The 22,153-nt window shown below is 71.8% G+C and carries 15 protein-coding genes; 12 read left to right on the top strand and 3 right to left on the bottom strand.

Annotation, left to right across the window (positions count from 1 at the left end; genetic code table 11):
- Positions 1 to 18: 18 nt before the first annotated feature.
- From KCQ71_RS20945 to KCQ71_RS20980, 8 genes are all read left to right on the top strand, one after another.
- Positions 19 to 3,918, top strand: coding sequence for a Pls/PosA family non-ribosomal peptide synthetase (locus tag KCQ71_RS20945; protein ID WP_223409681.1), 3,900 nt, complete (start codon positions 19 to 21; stop codon positions 3,916 to 3,918).
- A complete protein-coding gene (locus tag KCQ71_RS20950; RefSeq protein ID WP_223409683.1) occupies positions 3,915 to 5,246 on the top strand; it encodes a M1 family metallopeptidase in 1,332 nt (443 codons plus the stop codon). The genes KCQ71_RS20945 and KCQ71_RS20950 overlap by 4 nt, the downstream gene beginning before the upstream one ends.
- Positions 5,247 to 5,335: 89 nt before the next feature.
- Positions 5,336 to 8,551, top strand: a complete 3,216-nt coding sequence (locus KCQ71_RS20955; RefSeq protein WP_223409685.1) for an FtsX-like permease family protein — start codon at positions 5,336 to 5,338, stop codon at positions 8,549 to 8,551.
- Positions 8,548 to 11,274, top strand: a complete 2,727-nt coding sequence (locus KCQ71_RS20960) for an ABC transporter permease (protein WP_223409688.1) — start codon at positions 8,548 to 8,550, stop codon at positions 11,272 to 11,274. Before KCQ71_RS20955 ends, KCQ71_RS20960 begins: the two co-directional genes overlap by 4 nt.
- On the top strand, positions 11,271 to 12,296 hold the full coding sequence (locus tag KCQ71_RS20965; RefSeq protein ID WP_223409691.1) for an ABC transporter ATP-binding protein: 1,026 nt from the start codon (positions 11,271 to 11,273) through the stop codon (positions 12,294 to 12,296). Before KCQ71_RS20960 ends, KCQ71_RS20965 begins: the two co-directional genes overlap by 4 nt.
- On the top strand, positions 12,293 to 13,009 hold the full coding sequence (locus tag KCQ71_RS20970; protein ID WP_223409694.1) for an ABC transporter ATP-binding protein: 717 nt from the start codon (positions 12,293 to 12,295) through the stop codon (positions 13,007 to 13,009). The genes KCQ71_RS20965 and KCQ71_RS20970 overlap by 4 nt, the downstream gene beginning before the upstream one ends.
- Before the next feature lie 60 nt (positions 13,010 to 13,069).
- Positions 13,070 to 14,518 carry a hypothetical protein gene (locus tag KCQ71_RS20975; RefSeq protein WP_223409697.1) on the top strand — a complete coding sequence of 483 codons (1,449 nt, stop codon included), beginning with the start codon at positions 13,070 to 13,072 and terminating at the stop codon, positions 14,516 to 14,518.
- Between the two features lie 36 nt (positions 14,519 to 14,554).
- A complete protein-coding gene (locus KCQ71_RS20980) occupies positions 14,555 to 14,947 on the top strand; it encodes an NUDIX hydrolase (protein WP_223409700.1) in 393 nt (130 codons plus the stop codon).
- Here the strand turns inward: KCQ71_RS20980 and KCQ71_RS20985 are convergent.
- On the bottom strand, positions 14,933 to 15,373 hold the full coding sequence (locus KCQ71_RS20985) for a hypothetical protein (protein ID WP_223409703.1): 441 nt from the start codon (positions 15,371 to 15,373) through the stop codon (positions 14,933 to 14,935). The two genes, KCQ71_RS20980 and KCQ71_RS20985, sit on opposite strands and share 15 nt — an antisense overlap.
- A gap of 116 nt (positions 15,374 to 15,489) precedes the next feature.
- Positions 15,490 to 16,320, bottom strand: coding sequence for an endonuclease/exonuclease/phosphatase family protein (locus KCQ71_RS20990; RefSeq protein WP_223409706.1), 831 nt, complete (start codon positions 16,318 to 16,320; stop codon positions 15,490 to 15,492).
- 56 nt (positions 16,321 to 16,376) lie between these two features.
- Here KCQ71_RS20990 and KCQ71_RS20995 point away from each other — a divergent pair, with 56 nt between their 5' ends.
- Positions 16,377 to 17,918: an ATP-dependent DNA ligase gene (locus KCQ71_RS20995; protein WP_223409708.1), complete on the top strand. Its 1,542-nt coding sequence runs from the start codon at positions 16,377 to 16,379 to the stop codon at positions 17,916 to 17,918.
- Positions 17,919 to 17,937: 19 nt separating this feature from the next.
- On the opposite strand, the gene soxR is transcribed toward KCQ71_RS20995, so the two are convergent.
- Entirely contained in the window at positions 17,938 to 18,378 is a 441-nt protein-coding gene (gene soxR / locus KCQ71_RS21000; RefSeq protein WP_223409741.1) for a redox-sensitive transcriptional activator SoxR, read from the bottom strand.
- Between the two features lie 123 nt (positions 18,379 to 18,501).
- Here soxR and KCQ71_RS21005 point away from each other — a divergent pair, with 123 nt between their 5' ends.
- Genes KCQ71_RS21005 through KCQ71_RS21015 form a run of 3 tightly spaced genes read left to right on the top strand, consistent with a single transcriptional unit; the run spans position 18,502 to position 21,818 of the window.
- Entirely contained in the window at positions 18,502 to 19,917 is a 1,416-nt protein-coding gene (locus tag KCQ71_RS21005) for an MFS transporter (protein ID WP_223409712.1), read from the top strand.
- 14 nt (positions 19,918 to 19,931) lie between these two features.
- Positions 19,932 to 20,888: an NAD(P)-dependent oxidoreductase gene (locus KCQ71_RS21010; protein WP_223409715.1), complete on the top strand. Its 957-nt coding sequence runs from the start codon at positions 19,932 to 19,934 to the stop codon at positions 20,886 to 20,888.
- A 12-nt stretch (positions 20,889 to 20,900) separates the two neighbouring features.
- A complete protein-coding gene (locus KCQ71_RS21015; RefSeq protein ID WP_223409718.1) occupies positions 20,901 to 21,818 on the top strand; it encodes an acyl-CoA thioester hydrolase/BAAT C-terminal domain-containing protein in 918 nt (305 codons plus the stop codon).
- Positions 21,819 to 22,153 lie beyond the last annotated feature (335 nt).

Here is a 22,153-nt window from a genome sequence, read left to right on the forward strand (position 1 = left end):
GCCGCCCTGGACCCTGCCTTGAGCCTGCTCGCCGCCGATCTGGCGCCCGACCCACGCACGCTGGTGGACATCTTCTCCGACGCCGTGGCCAGGTACCCGGAGGCGCCCGCGATCGACAACGGCGTTGAGATGCTCACCTACGCCGACCTCAACGAGGCCGCCGAGACGCTCGCCGCGGTCCTCGCGGACGCCGGCGTCGGGCGCGGGGACCGCGTGGGTGTGCGGATCACGTCCGGCACCACCGACCTGTACACGGGGATCCTCGGAATCCTGTTCGCCGGGGCCGCCTACGTGCCGGTGGACGTGGACGATCCAGAGGAGCGCGCCCGGACCGTGTTCGGCGAGGCCGCCGTGGCGGCCGTACTCGGTGACGACCTGGTCGTCACGCCGCACCGGAGCAGCGATGACGCTGTCGGCGCCGACGGCAGCACCGGCACCGTCGATACCAGCGGCCCGGGCCTGACCGACGACGCCTGGATCATCTTCACGTCCGGATCCACCGGCACGCCGAAGGGCGTGGCCGTCTCGCACCGGAGCGCCGCGGCGTTCGTGGACGCCGAGGCGTACCTGTTCCTGCAGGACGATCCACTACGCCCGGGGGACCGGGTCATGGCCGGGCTCTCCGTCGCCTTCGACGCCTCGTGCGAGGAGATGTGGCTCGCCTGGCGGTACGGCGCCTGCCTCGTGCCCGCGCCCCGGTCCCTGGTCCGCAGTGGCATGGACCTCGGGCCGTGGCTCGTGGCGAACCGGATCACGGTCGTGTCCACCGTGCCCACCCTGGTCTCGCTGTGGCCACCGCAGGCCCTCGACGACGTCCGGCTGCTCATCGTCGGCGGCGAGGCGTGCCCGCCCGAGCTCGGGGCCCGGTTCGCCACGGCCACCCGCGAGGTGTGGAACACCTACGGGCCCACGGAGGCGACCGTGGTCTCCTGCGCCGCACAGCTCACCGGCGAGCCACCGGTCCGGATCGGGCTGCCGCTGGCGGGCTGGGACCTCGCCGTGGTCGACGACCAGGGCCTGCCGGTGCCACCGGGCGGCACCGGGGAGCTGATCATCGGTGGGGTCGGCCTGGCCCGCTACCTCGACCCCGCCAAGGACGCGGAGAAGTACGCCCCGATGCCCTCCCTCGGGTGGGAGCGCGCCTACCGCAGCGGCGACCTGGTCCGCTTCGAGGAGGAGGGCCTGCTGTTCGCCGGCCGCATCGACGACCAGATCAAGCTGGGCGGGCGGCGCATCGAACTCGGCGAGATCGACTCCGCGCTGATGGCCCTGCCTGGGGTGAACGGTGCCGCGGCCGCCGTGCGCAAGACGTCCTCCGGGAACCAGCTGCTCGTCGGCTACCTCACCGTCGACCCCGATTTCGACGCCCCGGCGGCCCTGGCCCGGCTCCGCGAGAGCATGCCCGCCGCCCTCGTGCCGAGGCTCGCCCCGGTGGACACCCTACCCACCCGCACCTCCGGCAAGATCGACCGGGACGCCCTGCCGTGGCCGGTGCCGACCGCGAAGTCGACGGCGGCCGAACCGTCAGCGCTGACGGGCACCGCCGCCTGGGTCGCCGAGCTGTGGGCGGACATCCTCGCCGTCGACTCGGCCGGGCCGGCCGACGACTTCTTCGACCTCGGCGGCGCCAGCCTCACCGCCGCGCAACTCGTCGCGCGACTGCGCGAGCGATACCCCGAGGCGACCGTCGCGGACGTGTACGAGCAGCCCACGATCGCCTCCCTGGCCGCGTACCTGGACGCCCTCGCCGCACCCACGGCGCGCACGAACGAACCGGTGCACCCGGTCCCGGTGAAGACCCAGGTCGGTCAGGTGCTCGCCACGTTCGCACTGCGCACCCTCGGCGGGATGCGCTGGCTCACCTGGATCGCTGCCGCGAACAACCTCGCCGCGGCAGCCCTGGACGTGGCCTGGCTGCCGACGCTGTCCTGGTGGTGGGTACTGGTCGGGTGGCTGCTGTTCCTGACCCCGCCCGGGCGGGTCCTGCTCACTGCCGCGCTCGCCCGGGTCATCCTGCGTGGGGTCACGCCCGGCACCCACCCGCGCGGCGGCAGGGTGCACCTGAGGCTCTGGCTCGCCGAACGCGTGGCCGAGGAGATCGGCGTGCTCAACCTCTCCGGCGCGCCGTTGATGACCTGGTACGCCCGGACCCTCGGCGCCACGGTCGAACGCGGCGTGGACCTGCACACCGTCCCCCCGATCACCGGGATGCTCACGCTCCGCACGGAAGCCTCGGTCGAGGCAGAGGTGGACCTGAACGGGTACTGGCTGGACGGCCACACCCTGTACGTCGGCCGGATCGAGGTCGGGCCGAAGGCCCGGATCGGGGCGCGCAGCATGCTCCTGCCCGGGTCCGTGGTCGGTGCCGGCGCGGAGATCGGCGCGGGTTCGCTCGTCTCCGGTGAGGTCCCCGCCGGCGAGGAGTGGTCCGGCTCCCCCGCCACCCGCCGCAGGAGGGCACGCGGACCCTGGGAGGACCGGCAGCCCCCTCGGCACCGCGGCTGGCAGTTCGCCTACGGGCTCACCGCGGTCCTGCTCTCCGCGATGCCCGTACTCGCCGTCGGCGCCGCGATCGCGGTCATCGCACCGGCCGTACGAGGTTCACAGTCCCTCGGCGAGGCCGTACTCACGGCGCTCGCGTGGCTGCCGCTGGCCACCGTGGTCGCCGGGTTGGCGCTGGCGCTGCTGGTGCTGGTCGCCGTGCGGGCGTTCTCGATCCGCCTGCGGCCGGGCCCGCACCCGGTCCACGGCCGGATCGCGTGGCAGGTCTGGAGCACGCTGCGGGTGTTGGACGAGGCCCGCACCTGGCTGTTCCCGCTGTACGCGAGCTGGCTGACGCCCACCTGGCTGCGGCTGCTGGGGGCGCGGATCGGCAAGGACGTCGAGGCCTCCACGGTGCTGCTGGTCCCGTCGCTGACCACCGTGGCCGACGGTGCGTTCCTCGCCGACGACACGCTGCTCGGCGGTTACGAGCTCGGCGGCGGCTGGCTGCGGGCGGAGCACGTGAAGATCGGCAAGCGCGCGTTCGTGGGGAACTCCGGGATGACGGCGCCCGGCCGGAAGGTGCCCAAGCGCGGTCTGGTCGCGGTGCTGTCCGCTGCGCCGCGGCGTACCAAGGCCAAGTCCGGGACGTCCTGGCTGGGCAGCCCGCCCACCAAGCTGCGCCGCTCCGCTGCCGAGGGTGGCGAGGAACGTACCTACGCCCCGCCCACCCGGCTCCGCGTGGCCCGCGCCCTGGTGGAGGCGTGCCGGGTGATCCCGGTGATGGTCGCAGCCGCGATCGGGCTGGGTGTCGTGGTCGCCGTGCAGGCCCTCGCGATGGTCGCCTGGTGGCTGCCGGTGCTCACCACCGGGCTGGTGCTGATCGTCGGTGGCGCCGTGGCGGCCGGCGTCACGGCCGGCGCCAAGTGGCTCCTGATCGGAAAGGTGCGGGTCGGCGACCACCCCCTGTGGAGCACGTTCGTGTGGCGCAACGAGCTCGCCGACACCTTCACCGAGGTGGTCGCCGCGCCATGGTTCGCTCGCGCGACGCTCGGCACGCCGGTGCTGAACGTGTGGCTGCGCCTGCTCGGGGCGAAGGTGGGCCGCGGCGTCTGGTGTGAGAGCTACTGGCTGCCCGAGATGGACCTGGTCGACCTCCGCGACGGGGTCACCGTGAACCCGGGCTGCGTGGTGCAGACCCACCTGTTCCACGACCGGGTGCTCTCCCTCGAACAGGTCACGCTGAGGGTTGGCGCAACGCTCGGCACCCACAGCGTGATCCTGCCGTCGGCGACCCTCGGCCGGCACGCTACGGTGGGACCGATGTCTCTGGTGATGCGCGGCGAGTCGGTGCCGGACAAGACCCGCTGGATCGGCAACCCGATCGGACCGTGGGTCGACGATGACGCGGACGAACCCGGGCTGCCGGCTCGATGAGCGCGCCGGCGGGGGCCGACCACTACGTCCCGGGCCACGGCGACACCTCCTACTCGGTGCACCGGTACGAGCTTGAGATCGAGTACCGGCCGGGCGTGCACCAGCTCACCGGCACCGCGGTCATCACAGCCGTCGCCGAGACGGACCTGACCAGGTTCGCGCTCGACCTGCACGCCCTGCGGGTCACGAAGGTCCGCCTGGACGCGGCGCACGCGAAGTACACACACCGGTCCGGCCGGCTCGTCATCAAGCCGCGGGAGCAGATCACGGCGGGCACCGCCTTCACCGTGACGGTGCATTACGACGGTCCGCCGGAGACCGTGCCCGGCATCGACGGCGAGGCCGGCTTCGAGGAGCTCGAGGACGGCGCGATCATCGCCTCCCAGCCACACGGGGCGCCGTCGTGGTTCCCCTGCAACGACCGGCCCTCGGACAAGGCGAGCTACGCGATCTCCGTGACCGTCCCGAACGAGTACCTGGTGGTCGCCAACGGCACGTCCACCGGCAGCCGGCGCCGGTCCAGCCGCACCACCTGGACGTTCGACCAGCCCGAACCGATGGCCACGTACCTGGCGACCGTGCAGATCGGGCGGTACACGATCTCCGACGACGGCGGGTCCCCGGCTCTGCGGATCGCGCAACCCGCCGGGTCGAACGGCAAGGTCAAGGCGACCTTCGGTCGCCAGCGCGAGATGATGAGGTTGTTCGAGCGGCTCTACGGCCCGTACCCGTTCGCCTGCGGCTACACCGTGGTGGTCACCCCGGACGACCTGGAGATCCCGCTCGAGGCACAGGGCCTGTCGATCTTCGGCGCGAACCACCTGAGCACCGACTGGGAGACCCAGCGCCTGGTCGCCCACGAGATGTCGCACCAGTGGTTCGGGAACAGCCTCACGCTGCAGCACTGGAGCGACATCTGGCTGCACGAGGGCTTCGCCTGTTACAGCGAGTGGCTGTGGTCCGAGGCCGGCGGCGGCCCGAGCGCCGCCGAGCACGCGGCCCGGCAGGCCAAGCGGCTGGCAGCACTGGACCAGGACCTGGTGCTCGCCGACCCGGGCCCGGAGCTGATGTTCGACGACCGGATCTACAAGCGCGGCGCGCTCGCCCTGCACGCGCTGCGGCTACGTATCGGCGACGAGCCGTTCTTCGACCTGCTGCGGACCTGGGCCATCACCTACCGGCACGGCGGCGTGACCACGCAGCTGTTCACGGATCTCGCCCAGGAGCGCACCGGGGTGGACCTGGAGGAGTTCTTCACGTCCTGGCTCTGGAGCAAGCCGCTGCCGCCGCTGGACCCGGCCACGGGACGGCGACGCAAGGGCGCCTGAGGCGCGTCCGGCTCGTCGACGCCGGAGCCGCCCAGGGCGGACCGCTACTATGCCAACTTCGGTGACTATGGGGCCACGAGGGGCGGCGGATGCAGCGTTACACCTACGCGCTGCGGCGCACGCGCGCCCGGTCGGCGATCGTGGCGGTCCTGCTCCTGATGGCCGCGCTGGTCACGACGGCACTGGCCGGAACGGTCACCTACCTCGACACCGCGTCCGCCGCGGCGGTCCGGACCGTGCTGGCCGACGCCGGCGGGGCCCGGTCCACGGCCACGGTGCAGACACGGCTCGACGGCGACGGGGTCGACCAGGACGCGGCCGCCCGTGCGGTGATCGCGGCGGACCTGCCAGGCGACGCACTCGCCTGGCGTACGCTGCGCACCGTCGGGGTGCCGGTCGCCTCAGGTGCTGGGTCCGACGGCTCCGACGGTTCGGGTGAGGACGCCGACGGTGACCCGGCCGGCGGGTCCGACGCGAACCTGGTGCTGGGCGTCGACGAGTCGATCACCGAGTTCGCGGACCTGACCGCCGGTGCGTGGCCGACCGAGCCCACCGAGGCCGCGCTGCAGGCGGAGGCCGCCGAGACCCTCGGCCTCGAGGTCGGTGACGTGATAGCCCTCGGCGTCGAGGACGCCCAGGTGCCCCTGACGCTCGTGGGCACGTGGCGGGCCGCCGACCCGGAGGACCCGCACTGGGCCGGCGAGGCACTCGTGGCCGGCGGCACCGACCCGATCACCGGTGAGTTCGGTCCCCTGCTCGTCACGGCGCCGGCCCTCGACCAGCTCGGTTCCGTGCCCTACGTCAGGTGGACCATCACGCCTCCCCCGACGGTGACGGATGCGGACCTGCCGGAGTGGCGCTCCGGCCTCGCCGGGCTCGAGCAGGCCATGAACGACGCCGGTGTGGACGTCCGCGGGCTGACGGTCACCGCCGGACTGGCGAGCACGCTCGACGACGCCGCGTCCGGCCTGGCCGCGGTGGACGCGGCAACCACGATCCCGCTGGTGATCGTCGCGCTCGTCTCGCTCGTGGCCGTCTGGCAGATCGCCCGGCTGCTCGCGGCCCTGCGTGAGCGTGAGACCAGGGTGCTGCTCTCTCGCGGCGCTGCGAACGACCAGCTGATCCGCATGGGCGCGGCCGAGGCCGTGCTCCTGGCCGTACCCGGCGCGGCGCTCGGCGCCGTGATCGTGCTCCTGTCCCTCGGCACCCGCGCGGGGGCCCGCCCGCTGGCGATCGTGGCGATCGCGGCAGCGGTGGCCGTGGTCACGGCACTGATCCTGACCGGAGTGGGCACCATCGCGACCCTGCGCGGTCTACGGCCGACCTCGGAGAGCGGCCGGTCCTCGACCATCATGGCCGGCGGTGCGCTGGTGCTGGTGGTCCTTGCCGCGGCGTTCACCCTCTGGCGGTTCACGCTGAACGGTTCCCCGCTCGTGCCGGGCACGGCCGTCCCGGATCCGCTCGCCGTGGTCGGCCCGGCACTCGGACTGCTCGCGGTGGCGCTCGTGGCGGTGGCGCTGGCAGGTCCGATCACGGCGTGGCTCGCCATCCGGGCGGCACGTGGCCGGTCCTACTCCCCCACGATGCCGCTGCGTCAGACCGCCCGGCGGATCTCCCTGAACGCAGTGCCGGTGATCCTCGTGGTGCTCGCCACCGCGATCACCACCCTCGCGGCCGGGTATGCGGGCACCTGGACGCAACTGCGCACGATGTCCGCCCAGGTGGGCAACGGCGCGGACGTCCGGGTGGTCTACGGCTCCCGGGTGGCAGGGGCTGCGCCTCGGGAGGTCGAGGCCTATCTGGACCTGCCGGGGGTCGTCGGGGCCACCGGGGTGCTGCAGACCTCGATGCGGCAGGAGGAACTCGACGGGCAGCTCACCGTGATGCCGGCGGCGGGCCTTGGCGTGGGGTCCGCACCGACCACCGTGGTCGATCCCGCGGTGGTGGCCGGGCAGCTCACCGAAGGCCAGAACCACCTGCCGGGCCCGGCCCTTCCTACGGGAGCCGAGGAGATCTCCGTCACCGCCACCGTCTCGGCCCGCTCCAATGACGTCTCCGACCGACCCGGCCGACGGGTCTCGGTGGTGGTCTGGCTCTTCGACGGCACCGAGCTCGTGCGCCTTGTCACGCCCGACGTCGTGGCCCGCGCGGAAGGGAGTGTCGAGCTCGTTGACGGCGCGCTGGAGAACGTGGAGGCACCCGGACAGGGCGATCCGGTGACGGCCACGGCGTCCCTGCCGGTGCCGGACGGCGATTGGCGGCTGGTGGCTGTCGACGCCGTCGTCGAATCGCGCTGGAACAGCACGAGTTACGAGCTGTCCGTGGACGCGCTCACCGTGGGCGGGACGGACCTGGTCGCGGAGCTGGGCGAGCCCTGGGACCCCGGCACACTCCCGCTGGCCGATCAGAGCTCGGTCATCCAGGCGGGCGACGCCGGCCCGCTGTCCGCCTCCGTGATCAGCATCGGCCCCGAGATCGGCTTCGCCGGGCGGACCGAACGCAGCGAACCGGTCCGGTTCATGCCCGCGGGCGAAGGGCAGCCCACCCTGCCGGTCGTCACCACGGGCGCCTGGGACGGATTGATCCTGCCCGGTGGCACCGACGTGCTCGTCAACGGCGTCACGGTGCGCATGGAGGCCACGGGTGAGGTCGCCGTGGTGCCCGGCAACCCGGACCCGGCCGCGGCCCTCGCGGATCTGCCGACGTTCACCGACGTGATGCTGCGGTCCACCCAGAACGTTCCGGCGATCACCGAGATCTGGCTGGACGCAGCGCCCGGAGCGGCAGGCGAGGTGGCGACGGCGGCCCGTGCGGTCGCCGATGCGCGCGCCGAGGTGCGGCTGGGCTCGGACGGCTCCGCCGACCCGATCGCCGCGCCCGCGCGCACCGTGTACTGGGTGGCCGCGGTCTGTGCGCTGCTGCTCGCGGTCCCGGCGGTCGCCGCGGTCGCGCTCACCCAGGCGGCGGCCCGCCGGGGCGAGGTGGTGGTGCTGCGCGCCGTCGGGGTCGGTTCGGCGCAGCAGGCCAGGTCCCGGCGTCAGGAACTGCTCGGGCTCGAACTCGGCGCCGTCCTGGCGGGCATCGTGGCCGGGGCCGGTGTCTCGTCGCTCGTCATGGTGGACCTGGTGCGCTCCACCACGCCCCAGATCTCCGGGGCCGTGCCGCTCGGGCTGCGTTTCGACCTGCCGCTCGGCCTGGCCCTGCTCGGCGTGATCGTCGCGACCGTGGCCGGCGTTGCGTTCTGGTACGGCCGCCGCGTGCGTGCCCAGGCGCTCGACACGACGTGGCGGGAGGAGATCCGATGAGGCTCGCCCTGCTGCGCCGCCAGGCGGCCAGCTCCCCCGGCGCGTCGATCGCGCTCGCGCTGATCGTCCTGGTTGCGGCCGGCCTGTTCACGGCATGGCCGCGCCTGCAACAGACCACGTTCAACGACGAGATCAACTACCAGATCGAGCAGACCCCGGCACCGGTCCGCGCGCTGACCGGCGGGTACAGCGGCTGGTTCCTCGACCAGGATCCCGACGCGTGGTCCCGCCTCGATGCGTCCCTGGCCGACGCCGTGGCGACCGGCGGACCTGCGCTCGCCGCGAGCGCGGGCACCCCGCGCTACTCGGTCACCTCGGACGAGCCGCTCCTGCCGACCCTGCCGAACGGGCTGCCGCCGGACCTGGCCGACGCCGGCCTGCGGCTACGGTTGGATCCCGGCATCGCCGAGCACATCCGGGTGGTCGAGGGAGATCTCCCGGCCCCTTCGCCTGTGGACGACCTCCTCGACGAGGTGCAGACGCCGGAGGGTTGGGAGGTGTACCTGGACGGTGTCGTCCCCGCCACGGACATCATCCTCTCGGTCGAGACCGCGGAGCGGCTCGGGCTCGCGGTCGGGGACGTCCTCAGCCTGCCGCAGGGCTTCAGTGGTGGCACGGAGATCCCGCTGCGGCTGAGTGGGATCTTCGAGCCGGCGGATCCGGCCGACCCCCAGTGGGAGTTTCAGCTGAACACGGTGCGCCCCCTGATCATCGACGATCCCAACACCGGCCTGCATCTCACCGGGACCGGATACGTGAACCCGGACACGGTCGGCTGGCTGACCACCACCGGCCTGGCGGTGATGAGCGCCGAGTTCTGGATCCCCATCGAACCGACCACGACGGACACCCCCGCACTGATCGCCGACCTGCGCTCCTTCACCGGGACGCCGCAGAATCTCGACTACTCCAGCCACGGGCCCCCGGTCGAGATCCGGTTCAGCAGCGGCCTGACCGACGTGCTCTCGGGCGCCACAGCCCGCTGGCAGGGCACCGCCGCGGTGCTGACGATGGTCGCGGCCGGTCCGGCCGGCGTCACCTTCGCGATCCTCGCGCTCGGTGCGCGGCTCGCCGTGTCCAGGCGCCGCACCACGCTGGCCCTGGTCAGCGCGCGGGGCGGTTCCGGCACCCAGGTCCGCGGGATGCTCGCAGTCGAGGGCCTCGTGCTCGGCCTGCCCGCGGCGGCGCTCGGCGCCGCGGTCGCGACGATCGCAGTGCCCAGTACGCAGCCGACCTGGACCGACTACCTGCTGCCCGCCGCAGCCGGGCTCGCGCCGGCCGTGTTCCTGGCCGCGGCGCCGGTGCCGAGCCTGCGGGCGTCACGGCCGGACCTGAGCGCCAGGTCCACGAGCCGCTGGCGGTGGGTCGTGGAGGTGGTGGTGCTCGCCCTGGCAGCGGCAGCGGTCTACCTGATGCTCCAGCGCGGGGTCGGGGACGCGACGGCCGAGGCGGACCCGGTCGCCACGGCCACTCCGCTGCTCCTGGCCCTGGCCGCCTGTGTGATCGCGCTCCGGCTCTACCCGGTCCCGCTCCGGATGGTGCACGCCCTGACCCGGTCCCGGCGGCGCCTCGGCGGCTTCCTCGGGTCCGCGCGCGCGATCCGTGAGGGCTCGGCCGGTGTGGTGCCGATGCTCGCCCTCATCGTGGGGATCTCGATCGCGGTGTTCTCCACCACGATGATCACGACGCTCCGTTCGGGGACGGACAGCGGCGCCCTGGCGGACGCGGGTGCGGACATCCGGATGTCCGGCCCGGTGTACTCCGAGGAGTTGATCGCGCAGATCGCCGCGACCGACGGCGTGACGGACGTCGCGGCGGTGACCGCGATCCCGAACACGCCGCTCAGCGAGGACGGCACCATCCGTCGACTGGACCTGTACGCCGTCGACTCCCCCGCCCTCGCCCGGATCCAGACGGACGTCCCCGGCGCGCTGGACGTCTCCGAGCTGGCCACTCCCGACGGCGACGCCATGCCGGTCGTGGTGTCCACGGGCCACGAGGTGGACACCGAGGTACCCCTGGGACTGGTGTTCTCGGACGCGGTCCCCGTGACCGTCGTCGGGCAGGCGGAGGCCGCATCGGGTGTCGCGGAGGGCCGGTCCTGGGCGGTGGTGGACCTCGGCCTGCTGCGCGAGGCCACCGACCAGCGCCTGGCCCCGCGGCTGCTGCTGGTGGACGTCGCCGACGATGCGGATCCCGCGCTCGTCGCCGAGACGCTGCACGACGTCGTGAGCGGCGAGGGCCAGGTCACCTCGCCCGCGCAGAATGCGGCCGATGTCTTCGCCTCGCCCAGCGCTGGATCGATGATCCGTGGCTTCGTGATCGCACTGGTGGTCTCGGTGCTGCTGAGCATCGTCGCGCTCGTGATGACCCTGGTGCTCGCGGCACCGGCGCGGGGCCGGCTGATGGCCGTGCTGCGCACCCTCGGGGTGGGCCCCGGGCTGACCCGCAGCCTGGTGGCCTGGGAGACGGCGCCGCTGACGGTCGTGGCCCTCGTGGTCGGCACCGCGCTCGGGCTGGCCCTGCCCCAACTCGTGGGTGCCACGGTCGACCTGCGACCCTTCACGGGGGACGACGCCCAGCCCACGATCATCTATGAGCCCCTGCTCCTGGTCGGAGTGATCGCCGGAGTCGTAGCGATCCTGGCCGGTTGCGTCGTACTGGCCAGCGGGATCGCCCGCCGGCTGTCCATGTCCGTGCTGCGGATCGGAGATGCCCAATGACCACCACCGACACACCGGCGCCCCGCGCCGACGCGCCACCGCGCGGCGGGGAGATCATCTGCGAGGACGTGGTGCGGATCTTCTCCGCCGACGGCATCGAGGTGCAGGCGCTGCAGGGCCTCAACCTGCACGTCGCGGCCGGGGACCTGGTCGCGATCGTGGGCGCCTCCGGGTCCGGCAAGTCCACCCTGCTGACCATCCTCTCCGGCCTGGACACCCCCACGGCCGGGAAGGCGAGCGTGGCCGGCACCGACCTGCTCACGATGCGTGGGCGTGCCCGGGTGAACTACCAGCGGCACACGGTCGGGTTCGTCTGGCAGCAGACCTCACGCAACCTGCTGCCGTACCTCACCGCGCTCGAGAATGTGTGCCTGCCGATGTCACTGGCCGGCAACGCGTCGGTCCCGCACGCCGAGCAGCTCCTCCGGCTGCTCGGCGTGGAGCACTGCCGCGACCGCACGCCCACCGAGATGTCCGGCGGTGAGCAGCAGCGGGTCGCGATCGCCGTCGCCGTCGCGAACTCGCCACAGGTGCTCCTCGCCGACGAGCCCACCGGTGAGCTCGACGAGGCGACCAGCGTCGAGGTCCTCGAGATGATGCGGGCCGTGAACGCCGAACTCGGCGTGACCGTCCTGATCGTGACGCACGACCCGACGGTCTCCGAGCACGTGCGCCGCACCGTGCAGATCCGGGACGGGCGCACCTCCACCGAGGTGCTGCGCCGCCGGGAGACCGACGAGCACGGTCAGGAACAGCACATCGCCGAGGAGTTCGCGGTGCTGGACAGGGTGGGCCGGATGCAGCTCCCACACGACTTCGTCGACGCGCTCGAACTGAAGGACCGGGTACGCCTGGCCCTGGAACCCGACCACGTCGGGGTCTGGCGGGACGCGACGAACGACCCGAAGCCGGCGCCGGAAGGCGACGCCCCGCCGTCGGGCGGTTCGAACGACCAGGCCGGCACGAGCGGCGCGGACGGCACCGGACCAACTGAACCGCCCGCAGGTGAGGAGACCCGATGACCACCGCGACCGCCGCGCTGACCGCGACCGGGATCAGCCGCGTCTACCCCAGCCCGTCCGGGGACGTGCAGGCGCTGGAGGACGTCAGCCTCGACCTGCACTCCGGTGAGCTGCTGGTGGTCCGCGGGCCCTCGGGCTCGGGCAAGACGACCCTGCTGAACATCCTCGGCGGGCTGGACGCCCCGACGTCGGGCACCGTGCACCTGGGGACGCGGGAACTGACCGCCATGCCGGAGGCGCAGGCCCTCGACGTGCGCCGCCGGGAGCTGTCCTACATCTTCCAGTCGTTCGGGCTGATCCCGGTGCTGTCCGCGGCGGAGAACGTCGAGGTGCCACTGCGGCTGCTCGAGACCGAACCGGCCGAGCGGGACGAGCGGGTCGCCGCCACGCTGGAGCTCGTGGGGCTCGGGGCGCACGCCAATCAGCGCCCCTACGAGCTCTCCGGTGGGCAGCAGCAACGCGTCGGTATCGCGCGGGCGCTGGTGACGGAGCCGAAGATCCTGATCGCGGACGAGCCGACCGGTCAGCTCGACTCCGGTACCGCCGCGACGATCATGGAGCTCCTCTCCGAACTCACTCACGCCCGCGGCCTGGCCGCCGTGGTCTCCACGCACGACCCGCTGCTGATGGCGCGGGCGGACCGGGTGGTCGAACTGCACGACGGCGCGCTGCGCCGGCACGGGCGGCATGCCTCGGACGCTGCGTCCGATTGAGGCTTCGCGTGGGATGATCGGGCGCGCGCATCGGGGCGTGCACTTGCTTGAGGAGACGCCATGCGTGTGTCAGGTCGGAACCAGTTTCTGCGCACCGTCGCTCTGGTCGCACTCACTGCTGCCGCGGGAGTCACGGCCGCGGCGGGCCCCGCGGCGGCGGACGGGCCGACGACCCTCACGTCCGTGGACGGCCCGATCCTGGTGCCGGCGGCGGAGGTGCAGCTCGACAATCAGCCGGGGGCGCCCTACCCGTCCGTGATCACCGTGACCGGCATGGACGGACCGGTCCTCGACGTCAGCGTGACGCTGCACGGCATCAACCATGAGTTCTTCGGCGACGTGGACGTGCTGCTGGAGAGCCCGTCCGGGGACAACCTCGTGGTGCTCTCCGACACCCTCGGCCAGGCAACGGACCTGACGTTCACGCTCACCGACGCTGCTACCGAGCCGGTGCCCGACATCCTCGACCCCTCCGGGTCCTACCTGCCGACGGACGTGGACGAGATCGCGCCCATCGAGGACATCTTCGCCCCCGGGCCCGTTCCGTCGGCGCACACGACGTTCGCGGACGCGTTCCGTGGCACCGATCCCAACGGTTCCTGGCACCTGTACGTCATCGACGACACGGCGTTCGACATCGGCGCCATCGCGGCGTGGTCGCTCACGATCACCACGGCGAGTCTCGATGCCGGTGGCCCGTACACGGTCGACGAGGGCAGCCCGCTGACCCTTGCCGCAACGACGGACCTGCCGGGCGCCACGCTGAGCTGGGACCTCGACGGCGACGGCGGGTTCGACGACGCGACCGGCGCCTCACCCACCCTCGACGCGACCGCTCTCGCCGCACTCGGCCTCGCCGACGGCCCGGCGACCGCGACGTTCGCGGTTGCCGCCACCGACGGCGAACTGACGGTCACCGACATCGCCGACGTCACGATCGTCAACGTGGCCCCGACGGTCACGGTCACCGGACCCGGGACGGTCGGACTGAACGAGCCGTTCATCGTCACCATCACCATCGACGATCCCTCAGCGGCGGACCGCGAGGCAGGCTTCGGGGCACTGGTGGGCGTCTATGCGGACCTGCAGTCCACGTGCTCGCCGCCAGTCGATCCCGCGGACCGGCCGGCCGACGTCACCAACCCCCTGGAGTTCGACGCCTCGGCGGGCACCGCCGAGCTGGAGTTCACGCTCGCCTCCGGCGACCCGTATGCCGTCTGGGTGGAAATCACCGATGCCGACGGCGCCACGACCGCGGCATGCACCACGTGGCTCGTCCTCGAGGATCCCGAGCCCACCGCCGCGCCGACCACGCCACCTGCGCCGAACGAGACGCCCAGCGCCCCTCCCGCGGCCCGGCCCGACGGCTCCAGCGCCGGTCTCGCAGCCACCGGCTCCCCCGCAGCGATCCTGGGCGCCGCCGGCCTCGGGCTCCTGGCCGTCGGCTTCGCGCTGCGCCGCCGGGCCAGAACGGCGCACCGCGGCGATCCGGCCGGCCCGCGTGCCTGACCGCGACGGCAGCGGCCCGCGGCGTACCGTGATCGGGTGCCCACCACCCTGACCATCTCCGCGGTGTGCTTCACCGCCGACGACCACCTGCTCACCGTCCGCAAGCGCGGCACCTCCCGCTTCATGCTGCCGGGCGGCAAGCTCGACGACGGCGAGTCGCCCGCGCAGGCGGCCGTGCGGGAGGTGGCCGAGGAGTTGGGCATCGAGCTCGACGAGGCCGACCTGGTGCCGCTCGGGACGTTCCGCGAGGAGGCCGCGAACGAGCCGGACACCCACGTGGATGCCACCATCTACACCGCCGAGCTGTCCGGGGTCCCCGATGCCGCCCGCGAGATCGCGGAACTGCGCTGGACGCCGATCGGGACCTCGCCCGCGGACCTGGCCCCGCTACTGGCCCGGCACGTGCTGCCTGCGCTACGCACCCGCTGATCGGCGCAGCAGGGCCCGGAACTCGGCGTCGTAGGCGTCCACGGGCTCATCGCCGTCGGTCGCGACGAAGAACGCCGCGAACGTGCTCGACGGCCCGGCGTCGGTGAGGAGCGCGCGCCAGGACCACAGGTTCGGGTGGTCCATGTGCGTGGCCGCCTCCGCCGGGGCGAGCAGCACGGCGGCAGCCGCCAGTTGCTCCCGGGTCAGCGGGTAGGTGCCGGTGCGGTCGGTGTATCCGCACACCGAGGCCAGCACCACCGCGGGCAGCCGGTGCGAGCTCCCGACCGCATTGACTGCGCCGAACGTCAGCTTTCCGGAGTCCACGCGCGCGATCCCGTAGGACGCCGGAGCGACGTACCCCGGGATCGTCGCGGCAAAGTCGCGCCGTGCCGCGGCCAGTTCGGAGTCCGTGCGCCATGCCTGCATGTGAGGGCTCCCGTTGATGCCGAGCCGGATGGGACGTGACGATTATGTACCGCGGACCGCGACCGGTCACCCACGCCGATGGGCCGGGACCGAGATCGGCCCGCCGCCGAGCTCTCTCAGGCCGGCACGGTCACGTCCACGACCACGACCACGGGGAAGTGGTCACTCGGGATGACCGCCGAGGTGGGCTGGAGGGTCTCGTGGGCGTGCACGGTGACGCCGCCCCGGACGAACACGTGGTCGATCCGGGCGTCCGCGTCCGCCAGCGCCGCATCGGGGATCCAGTCGTGGAACGTGCCGGCCGGTCCCGCGGGGCGGGTCCGCGAGGCGCGGCGGGCTTCCTCCCAGCCGGCCCGCCGGGTGTCGGTCAACGTGGCGGAGCCGGGACCGGCGTTGAAGTCGCCGAGCAGGACCTGGGCCGGGCCAGGTGCTCGGGCCGCGGTCTGCGCCCGTTGGTGCACGACGGCGAGCTGGCGCCTGCGGAGGGACTCGTCCAGATGGTCGAGGTGGACGTTCCAGACGTGCAGTCCCGGCCCCGCCGGCGCACCGTGTGCCCGCACGCGCGCCCAGGTGCAGATCCGGGGCAGCGCACCGTCGGTGTACCTGCTCGGTGCCTCGGGCGTGGCGGAGAGCCAGAACGTGCCGGCGTTCAGGACGGTCAGGTCCGAGCGGATCAGCAGCGGGGTGGCTTCCCCGGCTCGTGCACCGTCGTCACGACCTACGCCCAGCACCGTGTAGTCAGGAAGGTCCGCGGCCAGATCGTCCCGCTGCCCGGCGAGCACTTCCTGAAGTGCGACCACGCCTGCGCCGGAGTTCCTGATCACACCGGCGACGGCGGCACGACGCCCCGCCCAAGCCGCTCGCGGATCGCCCGCGTCGTCGAACTTGATGTTGAAAGTCATGATCCGCATCGGTGCCGGTGCGGCGGACGCAGGTTCGTCGAGCATTGCACGAGCGTAGGTGCATCCTCGTGGTTGTCGGTGGCACGCGCCACAATGGGCCGATGCGACTCGCGGAGGTGGTGGCCACGTCGGCCGTGGTGGCCTCGACCCGGTCCCGGAAGGCGAAGGTGGCCGCCCTTGCACAAGCCTTGGCGCGCGCCGAGCCGGACGAGATCGAGACGGTGACGGCGTACCTGTCCGGGGCCTTGCGGCAGCGGCGCGTCGGCGTCGGGTGGCGTTCGCTGATGGAGCTGCCGGAGCCGGCGGGGTCGCCGTCGCTCGGCGTCGCCGAGGTGCACGACCGTCTCGAGGAGATCTCCCGGTTCACAGGGGCCGGGTCCCAGGCGGCGCGGTCAGCAGCCGTGGCCGAACTGTTCGGGCGGGCGACGGCGGAGGAACAGTCGTGGCTGCGCGGCGCCATCACCGGTGAGTTGCGGCAGGGCGCCTCCGACGCTCTCGTGCAGGACGCCGTGGCGGCTGCGGCTGGCGTGACCGTGGCGCAGGTGCGCCGGGCCGCCATGTTCGCGGGCGCCACGCTGCCGGTTGCCGTAGCGGCGCTCAGCGGCGGGGCCGCGGCGCTCGCGGAGTTCCGGCTCCAGGTGGGCCGGCCGGTGCTGCCGATGCTCGCCTCCAGCGCACCGGACCTTGATGGGGCGTGGGAGAAGCTGGGCGGCGGACGGGCCCCGCTCGCGGTGGACCACAAGCTCGATGGGATCCGGATCCAGGCGCACAAGGACGGCGACCGAGTGCTGCTCGTGACCCGCTCACTGGAGGACATCACCGACCGGCTGCCGGACGTGGTCGCGGTGGTCCGGGCGCTGCCGGCCGAGCGCGTCGTGCTCGACGGCGAGGCCCTCGCCCTGGGCCCGGACGGCCGGCCACGGCCGTTCCAGGAGACGGCATCGCTCACCTCGACGGGTGCCACCGCCGCGGCTGCCGTTCCCCGGCCCGGCGCGATCACGCCCTACTTCTTCGACCTCCTCCTTCGCGACGACGCCGACCTCCTCGACGCGCCCGCCTCCGAGCGGTGGCGCCATCTGGAGGAGTTGGTGCCGACCGCACAGCGGGTGCCGCGGCTGCTGACCGACGACGCCGAGGCAGCCCGGGCCTTCCTCGCCGGTGCCATCGCGGCAGGGCAGGAGGGGGTCGTCGTGAAGTCCACCGACGCCCCGTACGCCGCGGGCCGGCGTGGATCGGCGTGGGTGAAGGTGAAGCCGGTGCACACCCTGGACCTCGTGGTGCTCGCCGTCGAGCGTGGCAGCGGACGGCGCCGTGGCTGGCTCTCGAACATCCACCTCGGCGCCCGTGATCCCGAGACTGGCGGCTTCGTGATGCTCGGCAAGACGTTCAAGGGGATGACGGACGAGATGCTGGCCTGGCAGACGGAGCGGTTCGAGGAACTGGCCACGGAACGGGACGACTGGGTCGTGCACGTGCGCCCGGAACAGGTGGTCGAGATCGCCTTCGACGGGATCCAGAGATCGACGCGTTACCCGGGCGGCGTCGCCCTCCGTTTCGCCCGGGTGCTCAGGTACCGCGACGACAAGACGGCCGGCGAGGCCGACACCATCGACACCGTCCGCTCATTTCTCACCGCCGGCTAACGCGGCGCACCTCCTGACGTCAGATTCGTCGAGGTCCGGGGCCATCCTCTCCGAGCGCGTCTTCGGGGTTGAGGAGGCGGCACGCCTTGAGGGAGACACAGCCGCATCCGATGCATCCGGTCAGTTCGCGTTGCAGGCTGTCGAGTTGGGTTCGTCGCTGCTCTAGCTCGGCGTGCCACAGTTTCGCGACCCGCCGCCAGTCCCGTAGGGACGGGGAATGATCCAGAGGGAGGCTCGTGAAGACCTCTTGCACGTCACTCAGGGGAATGCCGAGCCGCTTCGCGACGACGATCAGTGAGATCCGGCGCAGCATGTGCCGTCGATACCGACGCTGATTGCCCGCGGTGCGCGTGGAGGCGATCAGGCCCAGCTGCTCGTAGAAGTGCAGCGCCGACACTGCGACGCCGGTGCGATGCGACACCTCGCCGATGGCGAGGAGATCGTCGGGCTCCAGCGCCATCATTTTCCTCCTTGACCTCAAGTTCACCTGAGGTATTAGCGTGCCATCTGGACGCTCGCAGAGGCGTCCGAGACACGCATCGCGTGCCCGACTCTCCACCTACGCCGCGAAGGAAATCGCTGAATGACGCAGGACCAGCAGGTTACCGATCCCACGGGGACCTGGCGCGAGTTGCTTGGCCGACAGTACGCACCCATCGCAGCCGTTCTCGCAGGCGGCGTGCTGTTGGAGGCGAGCAACGTCTACCTCACCACAAGCCTCCTTCCCACGATCGTCGGTGAGATCGGCGGCGCGGAGTTCTACGCGTGGACAATGACGATCTTCCTGCTGGCCTCCGTGGTCAGCGCGATGCTGGTGAGCAGGATCCTCACTCAGCAAGGTGCCGTGCGTGCATACCTTCTCGCCCTCGGCCTCTTCGCGCTCGGTTCACTGCTGTGCGCGGGCAGCCCGTGGATGTCGGCACTGCTCTTCGGGCGTGCCGTGCAGGGGCTCGGCGGCGGTCTGCTCGCAGGCCTCGGATACGCGCTCATTCAGCGAGCGTTGCCCCAACGGCTCTGGGCGCGTGCCGCTGCGCTGGTGTCAGCGATGTGGGGAGTCGGCAACATCGTCGGGCCCGTCGTCGGAGGCGTGTTCGGACAGCTCAACGCCTGGCGCGCCGCATTCGTCGTCCTGGCGGTCGTGGCCGTTCTCATCTGCGTGCTCGTCGTTCGGTCGATGCCGCGAACGACTCGTGGTCGCTCAAGCGAGCCGGTGCCATGGGCGTCGTTGCTCCTACTGACGGGTGGCGTCGCCGCGGTGAGCGTGGCGAGCGTTGTTCCGACGGGCCTCGCCACTGCCGTGGCACTGCTCGTCGGCATCGGGCTCGGTGCGCGATTCATTCGCCATGAACGGCGCAGCGGCAGCGGAATCCTGCCCAAGATCACGTTCAAGCCGGCATCCTCGCTTCGCTGGGTCTACGTGGCGGTCGCGGTTCTGGCCTTCGGAATCGGCACCGAGGCATTCATCCCGCTGTTCGGTCAGGAGATCGGAGCTCTGAGCCCGTTCGTGGCTGGCCTGCTCGGAGCAGCACTGTCGCTGGGATGGGCCGTGAGTCAGATGTTCACGGCGAACGTGTCGGGAGACAGGGCCCGCCGCTGGCTCATCATCGCTGGGCCCGTGGTGGTGGGAGCGGGGCTCGCCGCGTACGGCCTTCTTCAGCAGGACGGCCCGTCCAGCACGGTCATCGTCCTGTGGTTCATCACCCTGTTCGCAGCCGGAGCCGGAATCGGTCTCGGATTCCCGCACCTGACCGTCGCAGCCCTCGGCAGCACCGACGGCGAGGAAGAGGGAGCGAAGGCGGCGGCCGCGGTCAACACGGTCTTCATCATCGCGAACGCCTTCAGCGTCGCACTGGCCGGAGTGCTCGTGAACCTCGCAGCTCCCGACCTCGTCCGCTCTGCGCAACTGCTGATGCTCGTGTTCGCGGGCATGTCCGTTCTCGGGGCATCCGCCGCACGTAGAGCCGCTTCGGGAGTCCGCCCTCGAGCCACAGCCAACTGAACGAAAGGAACACCATGACCACGAACAGCCAGGTCACCGTGCTCGGTCTCGGTGAGATGGGGTCGGCACTCGCAAGAACCCTCGTCGACCGCGGATACCGCACGACGGTCTGGAACCGGACCGCGACCAAGGCTGCGCCGCTGGCCGAGGCTGGCGCAACAGTCGCCGCGACGGCGCTCGAGGCCGTGGCGGCGAGCCCGCTCGTCATCATCTGCCTCCTCGACAGCGCCGCGGTCGAAACCGTTCTCGCCACCATCGAACCGTCCGTGTCGGGCAAGGTCCTGGTGAATGTGACCAGCGGCTCTCCTGGCCAGGCGAGAGCGAACGCGGACTGGGCGCGCCTGCGCGGTGCCCAGTACCTCGACGGCGGCATCATGGGAGATCCGCCGTACGTTGGCACCCCGAATGTCACGTTCTCCTTCAGCGGCGACCGTGATGCTTTCGAAGCCCATGAGCCAACGCTGCGGGAACTGGGTGAGATCGCGTACTACGGCGACGACGCCGGCCTGGCGGCTGTGGAGTTCCTGGCTCAGGTCGCGGTCGGGTACGAGTTCCTCATCGGCCTGCTGCACACACTCAATCTCGTGAACGCCGAGGGTGTGGACGTCGCGAAGTTCGCACAGCGTGTCGCCGCCTCGATCGGCGGGTATGTGCCGCTGGTGAACGCGTTCGGCACGGCCATCTCGAACGGCGAGTACGCGCCCGATCTCGGCTCACTGAATGTTCAGGCAGCTCTGATGGACGACCTGATCAGCCACCGGGAATCCCTCGGCATCGAAGCCGTGCGCATGCGAGAGGTCAAGATGCTCATGGATCGACGGATCGCCGACGGCCACGGCGATCAGGGCCTTTCGAGCCTGTTCGAGCTACTGAAGGCGAGCGGACCAACGTCTCCCACCTCCACGTCCGGTAGCGCGCACGCGGAGGGCATAGAGGATCACGGACGGACGCCTTCCGAACCGCCGCACTAAGATCCAAGGTTCATGGAGGTCGACGAGACACCCATCCGCAAGCACGGCCTGATCGGGCTCCTCTGCACGCCGCGCACCGACGCGCCGGCACCGGGTGTCCTCCTCGTCGGCGGGTCCGAGGGCGGTCGGCACGACCGGGACGCGAGGGTCCTCGCCGCTGAGGGGTTCACCGTGTTCGCCCTCTCCTACTTCTCCGACCGCGGGCTCGCGCGAGGCCTCGTGGACATCCCACTCGAACTCTTCTCGCGCGGCCTGGACCTGCTCGAGTCGGTCAGCGAGGGACGAACCCTCGGCATGACCGGTGGCTCCCGGGGTGGCGAGGCGGCCCTGCTGGTCGCCGCGCACGACGACCGGGTCGGCGCGGTGGCGAGCATCGTCGGCAGCGGCGTGGTCACGCAGGGTATCGACTACGGCGCCGGGCTCCTACCCCAGATCCTGCGACGCAAGGTTGCCTCGTGGACGCTCGACGGCGAGCCTCTCCCCTACCTGCCGTACGCGAACCTCGACGAGATCGACCGGCTCGTGGCCGCGACGCAACCGGTGCCGCTCGGCGTCGCGTTCCCGCCGGTGCCGACCGACCCCGACGAGCTCGACCGCGTGAGCATCCCGGTCGAGCGCATCTCCGGGAAGGTGCTCTCCATCTGCGGCGGCGAGGACCGGATGTGGCCCAGCGACGCCTACAGCCGAGTAGCAGTGGACCGCCTGGCCGCCCACGACCGAGCCGGTGACATCGAGCACGTGGTGCTGTCCGGAGTGGGGCACCCCATCGCCGGGCCTCCCGGGCAGCCGTTCACCAGCACCCTCTCGCCCGGCCCCGGCGTGACCTTCGAGATGGGCGGGTCGCCCCGTGCCAACACCGCCGGGCGGGCGGAGGCGTGGCGTCGCCAAGTCGCGTTCTTCAAACGCGAACTGGTTGCGGAGCAGCCGTGAGAGGTCCCCTGGCCCAGCCAGCCGTGAGCGGTAGTCACCCGAGAACAGACACGACATGAGCCACTGTGCCAGCGCTCTGGGAACGCGTGACCCTCGGTGCCTGCGAGCCATCGAAATCATGGTTGATCGGGTTGTCCACAGGTCGGTGGGTGGTCTTCCGTTTGTCTGCGGGCGGGCGTAGGATAGTACACATGTTCGATCACGATGGCGAGGGTGGTGTTCCGCGGGCGGCGGCGTCGTCGCTGGGGTGCTGTGCGCATTGTGTTGAGGTGGTTCGTGAGCCGGTGCGGGTGGTCGACTATGACGCGTTGGATGAGGCGGCGTTGGCGGTGTTG

It is taken from the genome of Occultella gossypii, from assembly GCF_019947135.1.
Taxonomy (GTDB): domain Bacteria; phylum Actinomycetota; class Actinomycetes; order Actinomycetales; family Beutenbergiaceae; genus Occultella; species Occultella gossypii.